This window comes from Candidatus Dependentiae bacterium, from assembly GCA_026389015.1.
Classification (GTDB): Bacteria; Babelota; Babeliae; order Babelales; family Vermiphilaceae; genus JAPLIR01.
The window spans coordinates 1-16632 of the sequence record JAPLIR010000016.1 but is presented as its reverse complement, the minus strand read 5'-3'; the positions used below and the strand labels follow the sequence as shown (position 1 = coordinate 16632).

The following is a 16632-nucleotide window of genomic DNA, read 5'->3' as shown; positions in this document are numbered from 1 at the left end:
TACTAAAAAATAGCTTGATTAATTAAAAGCGTTTTTATTGACTGGCTTCCAACGCTTAAGTAGTTCTTTGAAAAGAATATCTTTTGGATTTTCTTTTGAATTATGTTCTATTTTTGCCGTTGCTCGTTCAATGCTGGTGCGGACGGTAGCGTCATCGCAAATGGTAGCATCAATTTGATCAATTGCGGGCATAAGATTCTTTTGCATTGCCTTGTGCATGGTTTGTTCGTCCATTGCTTCAGCAAGCAATATTTCAAGAAGATTAAAGAAATCGAGCATGCCGTGTTGGATCTCTTCTAAAACTTGTTCTTCATCTCTGTTTTTTCGTGCGCGATTTACATCTTCTTGTAGGCCATTTGCTAAAGCCTTGGTGATAAGCTTCTTTAATTTTTCTGCGTCATGTTCTGCTAGCCAACGAAGTAAGCTCAGTAGTTCATACGAGAGAACAAACTGTGTGTTATCATTTGAAAATTCATTGTTTTGCATAGTTGATTCCTTCTTTAATGTCCGCCCTGAATTTTTTATCACCTAAATCTAGGCTTACATTTTTTTTCACACAAATAAAACATTATTCATCATATTCCACTTCCCAGTTGTCTACATCAACGTCAAAAGTTTCTGGCTCTTGTTTTACTTCAGCCACTGGTGACACGGGTTGTGGTTTTGATTTAATCTGTTTTTCTTGTTTTAATTTCATTAATTGTTGTGCGCTTGCTTTAAACGCATGCTTTGATGTTTCTGCTTCTTTATCAAGTTCGTGTTGCGCTTCCTCAAAAGCCTTGTTCATGTCTTTTTGCATCTTGTGAATTTGTTTTTTGAGCTTGAATATCATTTCAACGCCTGCAAGATTGATGCCCAATTTATGGGTTAAATAGATTATTTCTTCTAGGCGGCTGATATCATCTTCAGAAAAAAGGCGTGTATTGCCTTCAGAGCGTTTAGGGACAATTAAGCCCTCTTTTTCATACAGCCTGATGGTTTGTTGGTGTATTGAAAACATTTCCGCTACTGCAGATATAGAAAAGTATCCCTTTTTTCTTTGTATTTTCATGGTATCTCTATAGTTATTTTTTCAGAATTCGTCTGCCTACATACAATTTAGGTTACCATATTTTTTAAAACAAGGGAATTTTGCCAATAATGATTTAGGTGCTCTTTATAGGTTTTTTAGGTTAAAAGCCTATAAAAACTGGGTAAGCATTGCATCTTGTTTTGCGCTTATTTTACTATGGAGCAAAGAAAATATCTTACCTAGGAGCAGTTTTATGAACAAGAATATAAGTCAGTCAGTCTCAAGAGTCCTGTTGTATGGTGTAATTATTGCCTTATTGCCTACTATTGGGGTGCAGGCTTTCACTGGCCAATCCTCTTATAACCCTCGGTCTCAGGGAGCCCAGGTTGCCCGGGACTTGGTAGGATGGCAGACGCTCATTAATCAACCGTCAGAGGGTTGTTTTTATGGCGCCTTCGCCATAACGCCAGCCTATGCCCGGTCGTTTGAGCCAAAAGAGATGGCAGAGCTGTTGTTAGGGTCCTGTTCGTTGCCGGTTTCGGGAAGCAGAGTAACAGATCGCGGTCCTCGCGACATTTTGGCCGATTACTTTGGGTTGCCATCTGATTATAAAAGTACGTTATGCTTCAAGCCTCAGATTAAGAATTTTATTTTAGATCTGCAGTGCTATCTTGGGTTGGACCATATCTGCGATGGGCTTTATCTGCGTTTTGATCTGCCGATAGTCAATACGACATGGGACTTGGCTTTACGTGAATGTATTACGGTAAAAGGGGTGGCATCGTATCCTGCAGGTTATTTATTTACTGATACGTTGACGCGCAAAAATTTAACAGAAGATGCAGATGATTTTTTTATTGGTAAAGAGCCTTTGCCGGGAGATATTAGAGAGTCGCTCGAGAATGGACGCATTTGGGGTCGTGCGGTGAGTAATGGTATTGCTGAATTGCGTGCTGTTGTTGGCTGGAACTATGCCGGGGACCATCATCATGCTGGGGTTAATTTCCGTGTTGCAGCGCCAACAGGCACAAGGCCTTCTTCTGAGTTTTTATTTGAGCCTATTATTGGTAACGGAAAACACTGGGAAGTTGGTGGCGGGGTGACTGCTCATGGTTATCTATGGTGCAATGAGGATGCCGGCAGTTCTCTGGCAGTTTATCTGGATGCCAATGTGGTTCATTTGGCCCGCGCATCACAAAAACGTTCTTTTGATTTAGTCAATAACGGTCCAGGGAGTCGGTATATGCTTTTGGAAGCTTTTGCTGACCCATCCCATGATTTGTTTTTCGGGCCTATGGGGCCGGCTGCACCAAATCAATATAAACGTTGTTTGTTTCCGGCTATCAATAAAACCACCCTTGATGTAAAGGTGTCATTTGCTGTGCAAGCAGACCTTGCTCTCAAGCTATCATACCATTATCGTGGGTTAGAGCTCGATTGTGGCTATAATTTCTTTGGCCGCACGGCTGAAAAGTTGCATTGTCGTGAAAGATTCCCTGCGGGGCTCTACGCAGTCAAAGGTGATGCGCAGGTATATGGCTTTGATGCAATAACCAATAACCCGATTCCTTTAAGTGCAACGCAAAGCAAGGCAACCTTGCACGGTGGTCAAGGGCTTGGTAATAGTAATTATCGTAACTTGAATGCCGATTCTTCTGTTGTTGCGTATGACAGTAATGGAACGTTGAATCAGCTCCAGGGAGAATTTGGTATGATTCCAGTTACAACGGTACAAACATCAAATCCAGCTGTTTTGTTGAGCGATGCTGATATTGATACACGCGCAGCGTTGGTGCCGCATGCGATGAGTCATGGGGTATTTTTCCATGCGGGCAATGTGTGGTGTGTTATTGACAATTGGCAGCCATTTTTTGGGTTTGGCGGTAGCGTTGAATGGGCTAGCGGTTGTGCTCGCAAGAACAGCACTTATTCCCAATGGAGCTTGTGGCTCAAAGGTGGAGTAGGGTTTTAGTCTCTATAGCATTGTTTTGGGTACTAATCTAAGCATTGCTCTTCGGGTTCGGCTGATGCATATACAACTGGTCCGGACATGCATCCTTGGCTATTTTTTTGTTGATCAAGTTCTTGTGACAAGTGCTTGAAAAGGCCATGTAATTCATAAACTTCTTGAGTTAGTGTTAGGTTATGCACAATAAGGTCATGCATCTTTCTTTCGTAATTTCTTTGCCCGGCAACCAATGTAGTTAATGTTTGTTCTTGTGATATGAGTTTAGGTATCGTTGTTTGCGCATAGCGGCTTTCTAGAGTATTTATTTTTTTTTGTTGGCTTAACAAGGCCTGGGTTATTTGTGCATTGAGCATTCTTAGTATAACGGTCTCATTCTCTAGCTTATTTATTTTATCATAGAGAGCTGTTTGGGAGGGTAATGAGGGAAGTGCATGAGAAGGAAATGAAGATCTTCTTATTTGAGATGAAGGTGTGTTTTGTGTTATGTTCGACGACGAACTGCTAGCTGAACTGGATGAGAGCTGCTGGTTATTTTCTTGAGCCATTGCGGTAGGACTTGAGTTATAAAGATAATATGGTTCTGCTTTAGCAGATAAACAGTTATTTTTCATGGCATGTGCTGCTATTGTATATAATATAACGTGTGTGATGAGTATCATTTTTTTAATGGTCATGATAATTCCTTTTATGATAGTTCTAATCTTGTATTAAAGCATTCAATCATACTATATAAAGGACGTGTAATGCAAAAAAATCAAAAACTACTTCGTAAATTTATTTTTTTGTTTCTCTACTAATTGATGATTATGTGAAGTATAGTGGCTGCGTCGTGGTTTTCTGTTCTGGACACTGCGCCATGAGTTTTCTTGTCCGTTGGTCTCTTGCGTTACCTCTTGCGCTTCTTGTGTTGGTTGACTCATGTTTGCGAGTGATATTGTACCTTTATGTTCATCTGTTGTATCGTTTTTTTGTGCTTGTGATCGCGTCAAGAGATCTATGGCTGACTTTAACGTACTAACTTCTGTAGTAAGATTACTCACTTTTGCTTCTAATAAGGCGTATGCTGCTTGAAGTTCAAGCATTTTTCTGTGGGATACTATGCTTGGATAGTGCCAGTATGAACTGACGGCGTGTCATCGTCGGCCAAAAGATACCCAATTCAGGATCATTCCATACTTTTTCAAATTCTATTCGCAAAGATTCAATTGCCTTAGAACTATGCAAATGTATCGCGTTTACAAGTAATTTATAAAATTCTTACCCAAAAGCCTTGCTTTTTGGGGGGCATACGAAATAATGTAGTGAGTAGTTGAATGTTTTTATGGACCCCAATACAGGAGATTGAATGATGAAGTCAATTTTAATGAAAATATTAGGTTTTGCGTCATGGTTAATCACTGGCGTCGTATCCCTTAACTTCGGCCTTAAGCTATGGGCTCATTATGATTTGTTCCAATTGCCTTTTCTTGCTTCAAATGCAGAGGTAGTTAATCATGTTATTGGCGGCGCAGGTGTTGTGAGTCTTATCATGATGTTGCTCATGCTTGTTTCAAAAGGCTGTCATTGTTGTGGGCACCAAGAATGCCATAGTGGCGAGTGTCACGAGGGCAAACCGGCTCAAGCAGGTGCTTATTGTTCAAAATGTGCGAGCGCACCATGTCGTTGTCCTAAGGCTTAATGCTCTAAGCGATATATAGTTCTGAGCCGTAAAGTATACAATCTCGGGTCTGACAGAAAATAATACCTCTGTCAGACCTGAGATTTTTTTGTTTTTTAATATAGAGTGTGATAGCTCATAAAGTTTGACAAATAGAAAAAAATATTATATCTTTTATTTTTGATTACTGTACTATCTTTAACAATATATATATGTGAGGTTTTTATGAAAAAGTATACAAGTTTAGTGTTATTATCGGTTTTAATCTCCATGAGTTCGTTGGCAATGAAGGATGGTGCGCATAGTCGTAATCGCGGTATGTCCCTGAGTTCTGTGACTTCTGAGCTCTGTAGTATTCCAGAGGGTCAAGAGGTAGACGTCAAAAAAGGGCAAGCTTTATTGAATCAATTGAGATCTATGTCTGTACCTGTTGTGAATGATCTTGTGGGGCAAAAAGTATCTGCTAGTTCTGTAAGCGCTCCTGTTTTTGGCAATTCTATGGGAATGTCGGCATCAAGTGGCTTTATGAGTATTTCTGCATCGAGGAATTCTTCAAGTTCGCCGACATCGGATCATTCGGCAAGTCAAGGATCTTTTACTGCTTCTATAGTTAAGCCAACGCCTAAAAAACAGGGTCAAATTAGTGCTTTTGCAAGACTATTTTGCTCTAAGAGTACGTATTCGTCATTGATGACGGCGGCGGCTTTTGGCGAGTTAGAAAAAAGTAAACTATTACTCGAGGGCATGAGAGAGCAAGATGCTTGTATTGAGCAGAATTCTATGTCTGGTGCTGCAGGAAGCGGTTTTCGTGAGTTGTTTGCAAGTGGCTTTCTTGCACCTACTTCTATACGTATCAATGATTTTAATGAAGAAGGGGAATCGGCTCTTATATTGGCTGCAACCTATGGCCATGACAAAATTGTACAGCTATTGCTTGAAAGTAAAGCGATAGATAAAAAAAATAAGGCTGGCTTCACGGCTCTTGATGAGGCATTGAGTAATGGTCATCAACCATGCGTTGATTTATTGAAAGATCAACAAGAAGAAAAAAATTAAGTTACTCATAAGAGTGGTGGCCCTAAAAGCCAATGTCTTGGTAACACTTTTTTAATTGCTCTTGTTGTTGTCGTTATCACCTGTTGGGGCACCAAGAATGCCATAGTGGCGAGTGTCACGAGGGCAAACCTGCTCAAGCAGGTGCTTATTGTTCAAAATGTGCGAGCGCACCATGTCGTTGTCCTAAGGCTTAATAGGGCTCTAAAGGGCTCATTTTAGTGAGTTTTTAGGTGTGCGTGAGGTCAAATATGGTTAAAATTCTTGATTAACTCTCGTTTTCTATAACTGAATCTATTGACAATTTGAATAATAATGGTAATCTTGTCTTTATAATGGCTATATAATATATAATATCGTTAGATACAAAAGGATATATATGAATTACAAATCAGTACGTTTTTTGACCTTGGCAGCTATAATTATGGCATCTGGTCTGTCTTATGCAAGTCAAACACCTGAAAAGAATTCGACACCAGCTTCTACTGAAGAAGATCAAGAAATCAAAAATGATAGACCCTCATTTTTTGAAAGTGGTTATAAAACTCCCCCAAGAAAGTCTAAGGCTGGTCAGGGTGGTTCAAATTCAGCTCCCTGCACGCCGCAACGACTTAAAGAATTTAAGCTAGCGCTTGCTAAACGTGAAATAAAAGGTGAGAGAAGTCCGGCACTAGTTTTTTTAGATCAATTCGATCCTCAGATTGAATTGCCTCAAGGGCAATCTCCATTACGTATTGCAGCAAGATCTGGATCATTAGAGGTGGTTCAGGCTTTGATTAAAAAAAATGCTGATCCAAATTCTTATGATGGGCATGGCGACACGCCTGCCATAAGCGCTTCGCGTCATGGTAATGTAGGAGTTTTACAATGCTTACTTGAAGCCAAAGCAGATAAAGATCATGCAAATAGAGGCGGTGATACTTCGCTTATATGTGCTGCTCGAAATGGACATGTTTCATGTCTTACTTTACTTATTCAGCAAGGTGCTGATATCGATTGTATGAATGAAAAAGGGATTACCGCTTTTGGTTATGCTAACAAATATAAAAAGGGCAAGTGCATTGAGGCGCTTAAGGCTGCCGGTGCGCAGAGTGCTGGCGTTACGTGCTTAAGTCAAGGCTTTGATTTTTCTTGCGATGGTATGAGTATGGCATCCTTTGATAGTCCAGAATTGGAGTATAGCGATACGGGATGGAATGTGCCAAAAAAATTAGAAGGCAATAAAAAATCATCTTCTTGTTCCAGTTTAGATAGCGAAAAATTAAAAAGCTTTTCAAAATCTAAGCCAGCTCGATCGGATCTATTGCAGGTTCCTTCTGTACTGTCATCTGCGTATTTAAGAGATCATATCAAGTATTTACATCCAGAAATTTATGTTGATAAGACTTTGTTTGCAGATTCAGATGATGAAAGTTCGCAAGGCTGTTCAAGTTCTATCGCTTCTGGAGCAGGGCGATCAAAAAATTTATTTGGAGATTTGTCTCAGTTGGAATCAATGACTCAAAAAATATCTGCTCGCCGAGTTTTATTTCCAGATTCTGGTGATACGTCACAAGATTGTGTAGCAGAGTTATTGAAAGCTTTTCAACAAATAGTAGGTAAAAAAGAATTGGCTGACAACTTCTTGTTGGTGCCAGGATTTAACGAAAGAAAACTGATCTCAAAGTTAGCTGAAATTACTGCTGAGTATGCCGTTGAAATTAAGAAATGAGAGGGTTTAAAACTCAGGAATTAGCTATTAATGATCTGATGGGGGAAAAAATTATGAAAAGAATTTTATATAAAATATTAGTAGGAATTGTGCTTTGTTTGGCTACTCCTTCTGTTGTTGCAATGAAGCCTGGCTCTTGTTTGGCATGTAAAGGCACTGCAGCAGCATCGACTGCTTGCAGCGCTCTACAATGTACATGTGGTAATGCGTCGAATAATACATCGCATTCTTCTTCTTCGTCATCATTGAGCTCTTCATCGTCATCAATGGTCATTAAAAGCCCGGGTAATGATAAAAAAATTGCGCCATCATTGATCGAAACCCTTCTAGAGATTGAATGTCTTAAAAGCTGTCTCCCATCTGATGAAAAAAATGCAGCTATTTTGGATCAAAAAAAATTAATTCGTTTTATTGATGGGTATTGTGGATCTAATAAAGTAGAAAAAACTTCAGCTAAAGCTGTTTCAAAAAATATTAAATTGCCCTCATCTCAAACTAATTATTGTAGTGGGGATCCTGACGATTCTTTATTGAAATTCATTAAGTCTTCTATCGCAGATGAGTCAATTATGGAAGCAATAATTGCACGAAAGGCTAATGTCAATAAAGTTGATACCACAAGTCACCTTTCAGTTTTGATGGAAGCTGTTCGTCATGATGGTAAAGAAAAAATTATTGATAATCTTATTATGCATGGTGCTCAGCCGTGTGCCAAAAATAATAATGGGCTTGCACCATTAATGGTTGCTGCATCGAACGGTAAGGCAGCTTATTTGCGGAAATTAATTGAGGCAAAAGCAGACGTGCTTGATGAGGATGGGCGGGAAGAAACAGCATTGGATATGGCAGTCTGCAAAGGAAGTTTTCTTTGTGTCAATGATTTGGTGGCATTGTTGCCCCATAATGATCAAGCTAAAAAAGTTCTCGTGCGGGCCTTTGATAAGGCAGCACAGACATTTTTGGATAAGGAGAGTGCTTTCAGAGATAAGTATAAAGCTGATATTGAAGGTTTGCTTAAAAATGATAAGGCTTCCACTCATAATCTTAAATCTAATGATGTAGAACAAAAAATTTTGCAATTTTGGAATAATGATGTTCACCTTCCATGCGCTCGGTTTTTACGAGAAAAAACTGTAGGTATGGATTCAAAGGTGGCACAAAAATTTGATGAAGTAATCCAAATAGGTTTGCAACAAACGATAGTGAAAAGAAAAATACAGGCTAAAATGGATGCAATTCCCAAAGAAATAAGAGAATCAAAACCCGAAATTTATAATTTAATAGAACAGTTCAAATTTACACCAGGGTTTCTTGGGACTGATGACGGTCCAGGAAGAAAGCTTTACCTCTCTTTGTTTTCGGATGATTTGAATGAAAATAATGTTGAGGGTGCTATTGGCGAAGCGTTGGCGGCGCATGCATTTAGTAAAGCTAAGTGGGAGATAATGGCGTTTTCAAGAAAAGTGATTGATCCAGTGGAAAAATGTGAAGACGGCGGAGCAATTATTCATGAATTAGATTTATCAGTAAAGGATCCAGATGGCAAAAAAGGTATTATAGAAGTAAAAACATTGAAATTTAATAATTATGTTAATGGGAACTGGAACACGTGTGCTTCTTTAAGTGCGCAATCTTCTAAGCAAAGAAGATTGATTAAGTCTTGTAGCGCATTAAATGGCTTGAAGCATGCTGTTTGTTTTGTTGGCGATACGCAACCACCTACTGATCTTTTGTTTGCGCTTGATCTTGAAAACAAAGGTAGCGAAGTTTTCTGGTGTAATGATAGTGGCACATTAGAAAAGATTAATCTTAATCCTGATCATAAAAGGGATGCTTTTCCTGTGCTGAATTGTGAAAAAAAAGGTCGTGCTGCTGGCTTATTACACGAACAGCTTGTGTTTCCAAGTTTTATGCGTGCTGCTTTGTCTGGAGCTAGTGGCGCTTGTGTTTCGTATACTAAAGATAGAGAGACTACGACTTCTAAGGATTTAAGGTTAGCTTGTTTGGTGAAAGTATTAGAGGCCCGTGTAGTTAGAGAAAAAAAAGAAGGATCGGTTTTGCCATTCCCTCGAGTTTCGGGATATTCTACATTGTTTGATATTGTTGCTGAATACGCTGATTCTGAGAATGGTTATACTGTAGATGTGTTGCAGGCATATGAAGCGAGTCTTGGTGTTGTTAAGCAAAAATCATCAACAAAATTATTAACGCAGGGGCGCGCTAAAGATCATGCCAAACTATCTTATCAACCTGTGCATTGTGCGCTGTCATCTTCTAGCTCATCAACAAGGTGTCCAGAGTGTAATGTTGCAATAGGAGCAGGAGCGCAGCATCTTTCTTGGTGCGGAGCTGGCGGGTCATCGTTATCACATGCATTTCCTTTGTCCCAAAGTCAAAGAGATCCAAATGATGATGGTATGGATTTAGATTCTGATTTGAATTCTACAGAGCATGATATTCATAGATCTGGTTGTTCAGGTTGTCTGGGTAAATCATCTCAGCACGCTAATGATGGTAGGTGCAAGCGCACTTTATCATCAAATTCATCATCTTCATCAAGTTCAAGTTCCCCCGCTTTCGTTGTTGCTGAGCGTAGATCGCCGTCATCTTATTCGACTGCAAGTTCTTCTTTGTCATTAAGTTCTTCATCGAGCCCTAGTCCATCATTAAGTTCTTTTTCATCATCAAGCCCATTGGCAAATCAACCATTGAGCACAAGTCAATCACCATGCTTTGTATGGGAAGCAGCTAGAGAAGCTAGTGATTGGGTTCCTGGCCAAGATTCGCATGAATTCGAGGATAAATAGTAGAAACAAAAATAATAAATGCTAACAATCGGCATTTATTATTGAAAAAATGAGCATGAAGCAGCTAGTTTTTGGGGTGGGTATTACCTTAGTTAGCTCGTGACAATATGTGTAATTTTGGTATGATAATAGTTATTAGAATAGATATATGATTTTTTATAATATATTAAAAAGGGTGTATATGAGTTACAAAAAAGCAGGCTTAGTCGTTCAAGTCATCACAATTATGGTTTGTGGATCTTTGCATGCAAGTCAGACTCCCCAAAAAAAGTCTAATGCAGAGCGGCTCGAGCAAAAAAATGGTCATGATATGAATGGTTCTGATGATATAGACTTGGAATATTCTGATCTTGGACTTCCAAAGCCTGATTTTTCGGCTTTTGATATTAAACCTTTTGTAATCGCTTCATCGTCTACAGCAGCTGGCGCTGGGAGTTCAAGTTCTTGTAAGAATTCTCCACATGTTATCAAGAGTATTTTCAAAGCAGCAAAAAATGGTGATTTTAGGACGGTTAAAAATGCTCTTGATAAGCAAGTGATTGATATTAACAGCTGTGATAGTTTTGGAGAGACATTGCTTTTAAAAAGTTCTCGTCATGGGCATGAAGATATTGTTCGGCTAGCGCTTGAGTCTAAAGCAGAAGTTGATCATGTTAATAATCACAGTAATTCGCCATTATATTGTGCCACGCTTGGTGGTCATAGTGAATGTCTTGGTTTATTAATTAAATCTGGGGCAAAAATTAATAGTCCTAATAAAGTTGGTAATTTCCCATTAGATGTTGCTCTTGAAAAATCACCGAAATGTGCTCGTGTATTGTTTGAGAATGGAGCATCTTCCGACAGAGTGAAGCGAGACAATAAAAACAAACCAGTTCTTTGTAGCTTGGTTAGAGAAAAAGAAGAGCGATGCGCAAAAATTGACATGACATTGCAAGAATTAAATGTTTCTGAGCCGCTGATATTGCAGTTAGTTTCTGAGTATGAGAGTGTTGGTGGTCCTAGTGCGACGGACAAGTTAAAACGTTTACTCATGTTGCGTAAATAGTTAATAGTGATATGAGGATTTTATTTGGGGCTTGTTATGCATTATAAGAAAATATTTTTTAATTGTATGATTACCTATGCTTTAATGCATGGTTGCATGCTTGCAATGAAAAATCAAAATACTGATTTGTTGTCATCGGCTGCAAGTGGCGATCTGAACGCGCTACGCAAAGTGCTGAATGATGCTTCTGATTTGAGTGCGGTTGATAAAAATGGTCGATCTGCATTATTTTTGGCTGCATCTAGAGGGCACGTCGCTTGTGTTACTGAATTGGTTGATCATGCAACAAATAATAATATTGTACCTGTCGATGGCATTAAGTCTTTTGAGATTGCATGTACTAATGGGCATGTTCCATCGGCTGAAATTTTGTCTACGTATATGGAAGCTGTCAAGGGTAAAAGCGCGACAGAATTACAGCTTCAATTTGCTGAGAATGTTCATTTTATGAGGGAGGAGGAAAAATTAGCAAAGCAAAGAGCGGCTCAAAAAAATAAAAATGATATGGGTGGTTTTCATGCAATAAGTAATCGCATTGGCCTGGTGGAACATAAAAAATATCAGCGACAAAAGGCCGCTATCTTTTTGGGTGATGTTCCTCGGCTTTTGAGTCTTTTTGATTCAGAAAAAAGTTATGAAGTGCTTGGTTTAATTAAGAGGTTTAAGGATACGCCTGGCGCCATGAGTGCTTGTGGGCCAGTAATTAAATTGCGTGATTCTTTACGTGCGAAAAACATATTGGACTCGGGTTCTTTTTGGGAATTAAAAGGTGCTGCGGAACTTTGCGATACTCACGGTCATACCATAAAAGAGTTTGCAAAAATTGTAGAAGATAAGGATAAGAACAAGCACGAATTGGATTGTCTAACAGAAAAAAACAAGCAAACTTTTGTTGTTGAACTCAAAGATTATGGCTTTAGAGGTGCTTCTAGCATAAGTAATAAGAATTCTGAGGCTTTAAAGATTCAATTTGCCAAACAAAGAAGTTTGATTGGATTTTGCCCTGAATTGTCTGGTTGTCAGCATGCGGTGATGTTTGCTAAAATGCCCCCTAAAAAAGTTTTGTGCGCTCTTGATCTTGCAAAAAATGGCAGTGAACTTTTTGTTCATGGCGACAAAAAATAATAGATTAATCGGTACTATTTCTATTGTGTTCTTCGATTATTTCTTTGTAATGAATGCTTCCTGGTTTTAATGTTCGTTCTTGCGTGGCGCGATCAACATTATAAAGCCCATATTTTTTCTTATACGTTCCCCATTCATAATTATCAAGCAATGACCAATGAATATAGCCGCGGACATCGTGGCCATCATTGATTGCGTGTGAAAGTGCGCATAAGTATTTCTTTAAAAACTCTTCTCGTAATTCTTCGTTTTCTGTAGCAATGCCATTTTCGGTAACATACATTGGAATGTTTAATGGTTTTGCCATGCTGTCAGAAACCTCTTCGATAGCACGATAGAGCCCTTCTGGATAGACTGTATAATTTTCGTTGTCAGTTTTTGGTTCATCTGGATGCGGGATGAGTTCAAAGTTTTTCATGTAGCGGTGTGAGTAATAATTGATGCCGACAAAGTCCAGTGCGCCGATAGCCTGCTCGTTGGTGTGTGTAACATTGACCTTGAACGGAATGTAGCTTGTGAAGATTCCTTGAGTAAAGAAATCAAAAAAACATGAGTCGGTTATTTTTGTTGCAAATTTGCTGGCAATGACGTCCAATGGGTTCCAGGCGTTCCATGGGTCAATTTGATGCATATTTTTTAGAATTCCAATCTGTGCTTGTGTGCCATGTGGTGTTTCTTTAATGGTGCGATAGGTTCTGACGTGTGCCTCTAATATATTTTTATATACTTCGGCCATGAGTGCAATGTTTTTTTTGCCGGGAGGAGCATTGCCGATAAGCCATCCACGCGATGCGTAGCCATCGGGTGAATTGAAAGTGAACCATATATGGGTTGATTCATGTAGCTCTTCGAAAACCTTTTGTGCAAATCTGACAAAGTAATCGATATTTTCTTTTTTTTCAAAACCACCTTTTTTGACAAACCAAATTGGGTCGGTGTAGTGGTGTAGTGTGATGCAGGGTTTTATGTTTTGAGCGACCAATGTTTTACACACATTTTTGTAGTGGTTGATAGCATCTTGATCGAATATTCCTTCTTGGGGTTCTATGGTACTCCACTCAACGGAAAATCTGTATGCGTTTGCCCCTATATCGTTTAAGAGCTTTATGTCTTTTTTGTAGACATTCCATTGATTGCATGCAATGCCGGCTGGTTCTTCTACGCGTTGTTTTCCTGTTTTTTTATCCGGTTTCTTTTCCCACACTGACCAGTTATTATTATCGTTATTTCCTTCAACTTGTTGCGCAGAAGTGGCAGCGCCAAACAGAAAGTCTTGAGGGAATTGTGGAAGGCAGACGACAGAATTCCAGTCCCAGTGGAGTGGCTTTTGTGGTGCGTTTGTTAAAGTATAATAGGCTATGCCAGCACAGATTGAGGTTGCGAGTGCTATTTTTTTATGGTTGAGAATTGCGTTTTTTGTTGTGTTAAAGCTTTGTTTGAGGTGTTCTATGACTTGCGCTGTTGGAGTGTTAGCGTTGCCATAAAGTGCTGTGAAAGCGAATAGAATAGTGGCTAATCGCAATGATTGTATGTCGGCCATAGTCCCACCTTTTTTTGTAGAGTGTCATTACTGCATTTTTTTAATGATACTCTATTCTGGTGTGGCTGAGCTATGCTTTATGTTATTTTTTTAAATACGAAGAAGAAGAAGAAGAAGAAGAAGAAGATGATGATGATGATGATGATGATGATGATGATGATGCGTTAGCTTGTTGTATAAATCTATAATGTTCCAATTGTACTCGTTTTGCTGTTTGATGGTTCTTGAGGTGATCTTCTGTTGTGGGAGTATAAGCATTCATGATATCAATAATATCCAGATATCCAGCATGAAATGGTGTTGCATGATCATCATCAGTGAGGTTCTGAGTATCTTGTAGTGCCTTTCTGATAGCTTCTTTTTTTGTTGGGTCAGCTTCTTTTCTAAGGTTGTCGAAAATCTCTAGAGTTTTGCCTGTTGCCATGTCTTGCGCTGTATTGTTTTTATTATTTTTTTTGGTGACGTCAGCTCCTGCGTCAATGAGTACTTGTATGCTTGATGCATGATTGTGAGTAACTGCCTCCATAAGTGGGGTTAATGAAGATTGATGCGAAATTGCATGACAGCGTCTTAACTTGTGTGGAATTAGGGGTATTTTTGTTTTGCTATGGTTTGAGTCGATCGTTTCACTTGAATCACTAGCGTGTCGTAGTTGTTGATGATTAATAGATGCGCTTGCTGCGATTAATCGATGTAGTATAGATGTGTGTCCATAGCGAGCGGCTAAATGTAAACTTGCTTCGCCCATATCATTACTGGCACTACTGTTGGCATTACGATTCAATAATAGCTCTACTATATTTTCATAACCATTGGCGCTTGCATATATAAGTGCAGTAAATCCTACGCCGTTGTCTTTGGTGTTTACAGCTTCATCTTCTAGTGCTTTTTCAGCACCATTACGATCTCCATTGTATGCAGCATTGAGGAGGGGTGAATCAGATTGGACTCTATAGGGTAGTTTGTTTTGTTGTGGATTGCCAGCATCAGCAGCGGCGTTGTTCATGCCGAAACTGTTTGCGTTAATGGTGAAAAGTGCAAGGAGGGTGATAATAGCATAGGTGTTTTTCATGATAAATACCTTGTGAGATTGTATGTTTAGGTTATTACATTATTACGCATGAGCATTTTGCAGTAACTTCGAGTTCAATCAAGTTTTTTGGTTCGATTTCAATGGGAGCGTGCTTTGGGAGTGGTATATTGGTTGTTTTATTTTCTGTTAATGCGGGCTGTTTTGTTTCTTGGGGTTCCATGATTTTCTTTTGTTCTTCTTCTCTTAATTGTTCTTTTCTTACTATAAGTGCAGCGGTTTTTTTTGCAACTGTTTGTTTGATTATAATTTCGTCTATCATACAGCCAGGCAGCTTTTGTAAGACTCTGTGGGCTTGCTCTGTTGAACAACATTCCAATTTAACAGTCACTCTAGTATTTTTGTTAGCAGTTTGTTGTTGCATTGCCTGCTGCCTGCTGTGTTTGATTTCTTGTGTTTCTTTTGGAAACCATGAGCATGAATTTCCGCTTTCTTTCACGAAATGATAGGGCGATATTTTGGGTGAATTCATGGCGCGCATCTGTTCGTTTAGCTGTCTCATTAATACATGCGTAGACAAATATACCGGCATTCTCTTGTGGTTACCTACTTGGTTTAATTTTAGTGTGAAATCCATTGCTTGCATGTTGGCGTAGCCTATGAGAGCTAATGTTATGAATAATAAGATTTTTTTAGTCTGTATCATGGTAATTCTCCAAAGTTTAATATAAAAAATTTTAGAATCTTTAGAAGGTGCTTACATTATTACGCAGCATGAGGCTGGCGCTTGCTTGTTATGTTTTTCGTTTTTTTGGTGAATATTCTGCTTGCTGTCTTGTTGTACTGAATTATCTGTCGATGGTGCAATCTTTTTCTCTTCGGTGACAGTCAATCTTACTGGTGTTGGTCGAAGTATTTGGCTTTTGGTTTTATTTGCAAAATTTGGGAGTGTTCGATCTTGTAAATTCTCAGTGTCTAATAAGCGGGGAGAAGTTTGGGCATATGTTGAGCTGAACGCTTGGGTCTCTGTAGGTGTAAGTATCTCGACTTGGTTGATTGGCCACTGCTGCATCCATATTGTATTTGTTGGTGAGGGCGTAGATGATGGTGATTGCTTTGCTGATCGCGATATTGATCGAGAGGATGGCTTGAATTGTGTTGGTGGTGTTGATTGTTGTGATTGTTGATTGCTGAGATCTACATCAATTTTATGGCCTGATTTTTCAAACCCCGGATACTTTTTTATATCTTTGTTGATTTCTCTCATGCGTGATGGTGATGATGATCGCGATGATGATTGAGAAGATAATTTCGCAGTCGATGCAGTTGACTGTGTAGTTTTTTCATTTTGATTTTCTAGTGAGGGCGATGTGCGTAGTGAGTCTGGTGAAACTCTTGTGTGATTATTGTTGTCCATTGCTTGCATATTGGTGCAGCCTATGAGTGCTAAAGCACTGAAGAATACTATTTTAGTTTGTGTCATGGTGAACCCTCCAAAAGTTTACTATAAAATATTTATGGTCTAGATTTTTTCTCTTTTTGTTGATTGACTATCTTCTTCTTCTTCTTCTTCTTCTTCTTCCTAATCATTTTATGAATTTACAATTTTTTATTTTTACATTATTGAGCAGCATGCTGGTTGGCATTTTGTAGCGACTTCAAGTTCTGGTATAGTGCCAG

16 protein-coding genes are annotated in these 16632 nt (G+C 39.0%); 7 read left to right on the top strand and 9 right to left on the bottom strand.

The window, feature by feature from the left end; all coding sequences use genetic code 11:
* Positions 1 to 18 precede the first annotated feature (18 nt).
* Both NTX86_02210 and NTX86_02205 read right to left on the bottom strand, forming a co-directional pair.
* Positions 19 to 486, bottom strand: coding sequence for a hypothetical protein (locus NTX86_02210; GenBank protein ID MCX5922117.1), 468 nt, complete (start codon positions 484 to 486; stop codon positions 19 to 21).
* Between the two features lie 82 nt (positions 487 to 568).
* Positions 569 to 1051 carry a MerR family transcriptional regulator gene (locus tag NTX86_02205; GenBank protein MCX5922116.1) on the bottom strand — a complete coding sequence of 161 codons (483 nt, stop codon included), beginning with the start codon at positions 1049 to 1051 and terminating at the stop codon, positions 569 to 571.
* Positions 1052 to 1265: 214 nt separating this feature from the next.
* Between NTX86_02205 and NTX86_02200 the strand changes: the two genes are divergently transcribed.
* Positions 1266 to 2984 carry a hypothetical protein gene (locus NTX86_02200; protein ID MCX5922115.1) on the top strand — a complete coding sequence of 573 codons (1719 nt, stop codon included), beginning with the start codon at positions 1266 to 1268 and terminating at the stop codon, positions 2982 to 2984.
* Positions 2985 to 3007: 23 nt separating this feature from the next.
* Here the strand turns inward: NTX86_02200 and NTX86_02195 are convergent, their stop codons facing one another.
* Both NTX86_02195 and NTX86_02190 read right to left on the bottom strand, forming a co-directional pair.
* Positions 3008 to 3655 carry a hypothetical protein gene (locus tag NTX86_02195; protein ID MCX5922114.1) on the bottom strand — a complete coding sequence of 216 codons (648 nt, stop codon included), beginning with the start codon at positions 3653 to 3655 and terminating at the stop codon, positions 3008 to 3010.
* Between the two features lie 87 nt (positions 3656 to 3742).
* Positions 3743 to 4063, bottom strand: coding sequence for a hypothetical protein (locus tag NTX86_02190; protein ID MCX5922113.1), 321 nt, complete (start codon positions 4061 to 4063; stop codon positions 3743 to 3745).
* Between the two features lie 263 nt (positions 4064 to 4326).
* Between NTX86_02190 and NTX86_02185 the strand changes: the two genes are divergently transcribed.
* Positions 4327 to 4659: a hypothetical protein gene (locus NTX86_02185; GenBank protein MCX5922112.1), complete on the top strand. Its 333-nt coding sequence runs from the start codon at positions 4327 to 4329 to the stop codon at positions 4657 to 4659.
* Positions 4660 to 4863: 204 nt separating this feature from the next.
* Positions 4864 to 5694, top strand: coding sequence for an ankyrin repeat domain-containing protein (locus NTX86_02180; GenBank protein MCX5922111.1), 831 nt, complete (start codon positions 4864 to 4866; stop codon positions 5692 to 5694).
* Between the two features lie 51 nt (positions 5695 to 5745).
* On the opposite strand, the gene NTX86_02175 is transcribed toward NTX86_02180, so the two are convergent.
* The gene (locus NTX86_02175; GenBank protein ID MCX5922110.1) at positions 5746 to 5868 is read right to left on the bottom strand and encodes a hypothetical protein; all 123 of its coding nucleotides are present in this window, start codon (positions 5866 to 5868) and stop codon (positions 5746 to 5748) included.
* Between the two features lie 202 nt (positions 5869 to 6070).
* Between NTX86_02175 and NTX86_02170 the strand changes: the two genes are divergently transcribed.
* The 4 genes from NTX86_02170 to NTX86_02155 all read left to right on the top strand — a co-directional run bounded on the left by NTX86_02170 (position 6071) and on the right by NTX86_02155 (position 12382).
* Complete coding sequence (locus tag NTX86_02170; protein MCX5922109.1) at positions 6071 to 7402, top strand: ankyrin repeat domain-containing protein; 1332 nt, start codon at positions 6071 to 6073, stop codon at positions 7400 to 7402.
* 53 nt (positions 7403 to 7455) lie between these two features.
* Positions 7456 to 10209, top strand: a complete 2754-nt coding sequence (locus NTX86_02165; protein ID MCX5922108.1) for an ankyrin repeat domain-containing protein — start codon at positions 7456 to 7458, stop codon at positions 10207 to 10209.
* Positions 10210 to 10390: 181 nt separating this feature from the next.
* Complete coding sequence (locus NTX86_02160) at positions 10391 to 11257, top strand: ankyrin repeat domain-containing protein (GenBank protein ID MCX5922107.1); 867 nt, start codon at positions 10391 to 10393, stop codon at positions 11255 to 11257.
* 36 nt (positions 11258 to 11293) lie between these two features.
* Positions 11294 to 12382 carry an ankyrin repeat domain-containing protein gene (locus NTX86_02155; GenBank protein MCX5922106.1) on the top strand — a complete coding sequence of 363 codons (1089 nt, stop codon included), beginning with the start codon at positions 11294 to 11296 and terminating at the stop codon, positions 12380 to 12382.
* Positions 12383 to 12386: 4 nt separating this feature from the next.
* On the opposite strand, the gene NTX86_02150 is transcribed toward NTX86_02155, so the two are convergent.
* From NTX86_02150 to NTX86_02135, 4 genes are all read right to left on the bottom strand, one after another.
* A complete protein-coding gene (locus tag NTX86_02150) occupies positions 12387 to 13922 on the bottom strand; it encodes a glycoside hydrolase family 1 protein (protein ID MCX5922105.1) in 1536 nt (511 codons plus the stop codon).
* Positions 13923 to 14004: 82 nt separating this feature from the next.
* Entirely contained in the window at positions 14005 to 14994 is a 990-nt protein-coding gene (locus NTX86_02145; GenBank protein ID MCX5922104.1) for an ankyrin repeat domain-containing protein, read from the bottom strand.
* A gap of 34 nt (positions 14995 to 15028) precedes the next feature.
* The gene (locus NTX86_02140; GenBank protein MCX5922103.1) at positions 15029 to 15658 is read right to left on the bottom strand and encodes a hypothetical protein; all 630 of its coding nucleotides are present in this window, start codon (positions 15656 to 15658) and stop codon (positions 15029 to 15031) included.
* 51 nt (positions 15659 to 15709) lie between these two features.
* Positions 15710 to 16435, bottom strand: a complete 726-nt coding sequence (locus NTX86_02135) for a hypothetical protein (protein ID MCX5922102.1) — start codon at positions 16433 to 16435, stop codon at positions 15710 to 15712.
* Positions 16436 to 16632: the final 197 nt, after the last annotated feature.

Coding starts and splice junctions, on each gene's coding strand:
- NTX86_02210 (MCX5922117.1), bottom strand. CDS start 486: ATGCAAAACAATGAATTTTCAAATGATAACACACAGTTTGTTCTCTCG.
- NTX86_02205 (MCX5922116.1), bottom strand. CDS start 1,051: ATGAAAATACAAAGAAAAAAGGGATACTTTTCTATATCTGCAGTAGCG.
- NTX86_02200 (MCX5922115.1), top strand. CDS start 1,266: ATGAACAAGAATATAAGTCAGTCAGTCTCAAGAGTCCTGTTGTATGGT.
- NTX86_02195 (MCX5922114.1), bottom strand. CDS start 3,655: ATGACCATTAAAAAAATGATACTCATCACACACGTTATATTATATACA.
- NTX86_02190 (MCX5922113.1), bottom strand. CDS start 4,063: ATGCTTGAACTTCAAGCAGCATACGCCTTATTAGAAGCAAAAGTGAGT.
- NTX86_02185 (MCX5922112.1), top strand. CDS start 4,327: ATGATGAAGTCAATTTTAATGAAAATATTAGGTTTTGCGTCATGGTTA.
- NTX86_02180 (MCX5922111.1), top strand. CDS start 4,864: ATGAAAAAGTATACAAGTTTAGTGTTATTATCGGTTTTAATCTCCATG.
- NTX86_02175 (MCX5922110.1), bottom strand. CDS start 5,868: ATGGTGCGCTCGCACATTTTGAACAATAAGCACCTGCTTGAGCAGGTT.
- NTX86_02170 (MCX5922109.1), top strand. CDS start 6,071: ATGAATTACAAATCAGTACGTTTTTTGACCTTGGCAGCTATAATTATG.
- NTX86_02165 (MCX5922108.1), top strand. CDS start 7,456: ATGAAAAGAATTTTATATAAAATATTAGTAGGAATTGTGCTTTGTTTG.
- NTX86_02160 (MCX5922107.1), top strand. CDS start 10,391: ATGAGTTACAAAAAAGCAGGCTTAGTCGTTCAAGTCATCACAATTATG.
- NTX86_02155 (MCX5922106.1), top strand. CDS start 11,294: ATGCATTATAAGAAAATATTTTTTAATTGTATGATTACCTATGCTTTA.
- NTX86_02150 (MCX5922105.1), bottom strand. CDS start 13,922: ATGGCCGACATACAATCATTGCGATTAGCCACTATTCTATTCGCTTTC.
- NTX86_02145 (MCX5922104.1), bottom strand. CDS start 14,994: ATGAAAAACACCTATGCTATTATCACCCTCCTTGCACTTTTCACCATT.
- NTX86_02140 (MCX5922103.1), bottom strand. CDS start 15,658: ATGATACAGACTAAAAAAATCTTATTATTCATAACATTAGCTCTCATA.
- NTX86_02135 (MCX5922102.1), bottom strand. CDS start 16,435: ATGACACAAACTAAAATAGTATTCTTCAGTGCTTTAGCACTCATAGGC.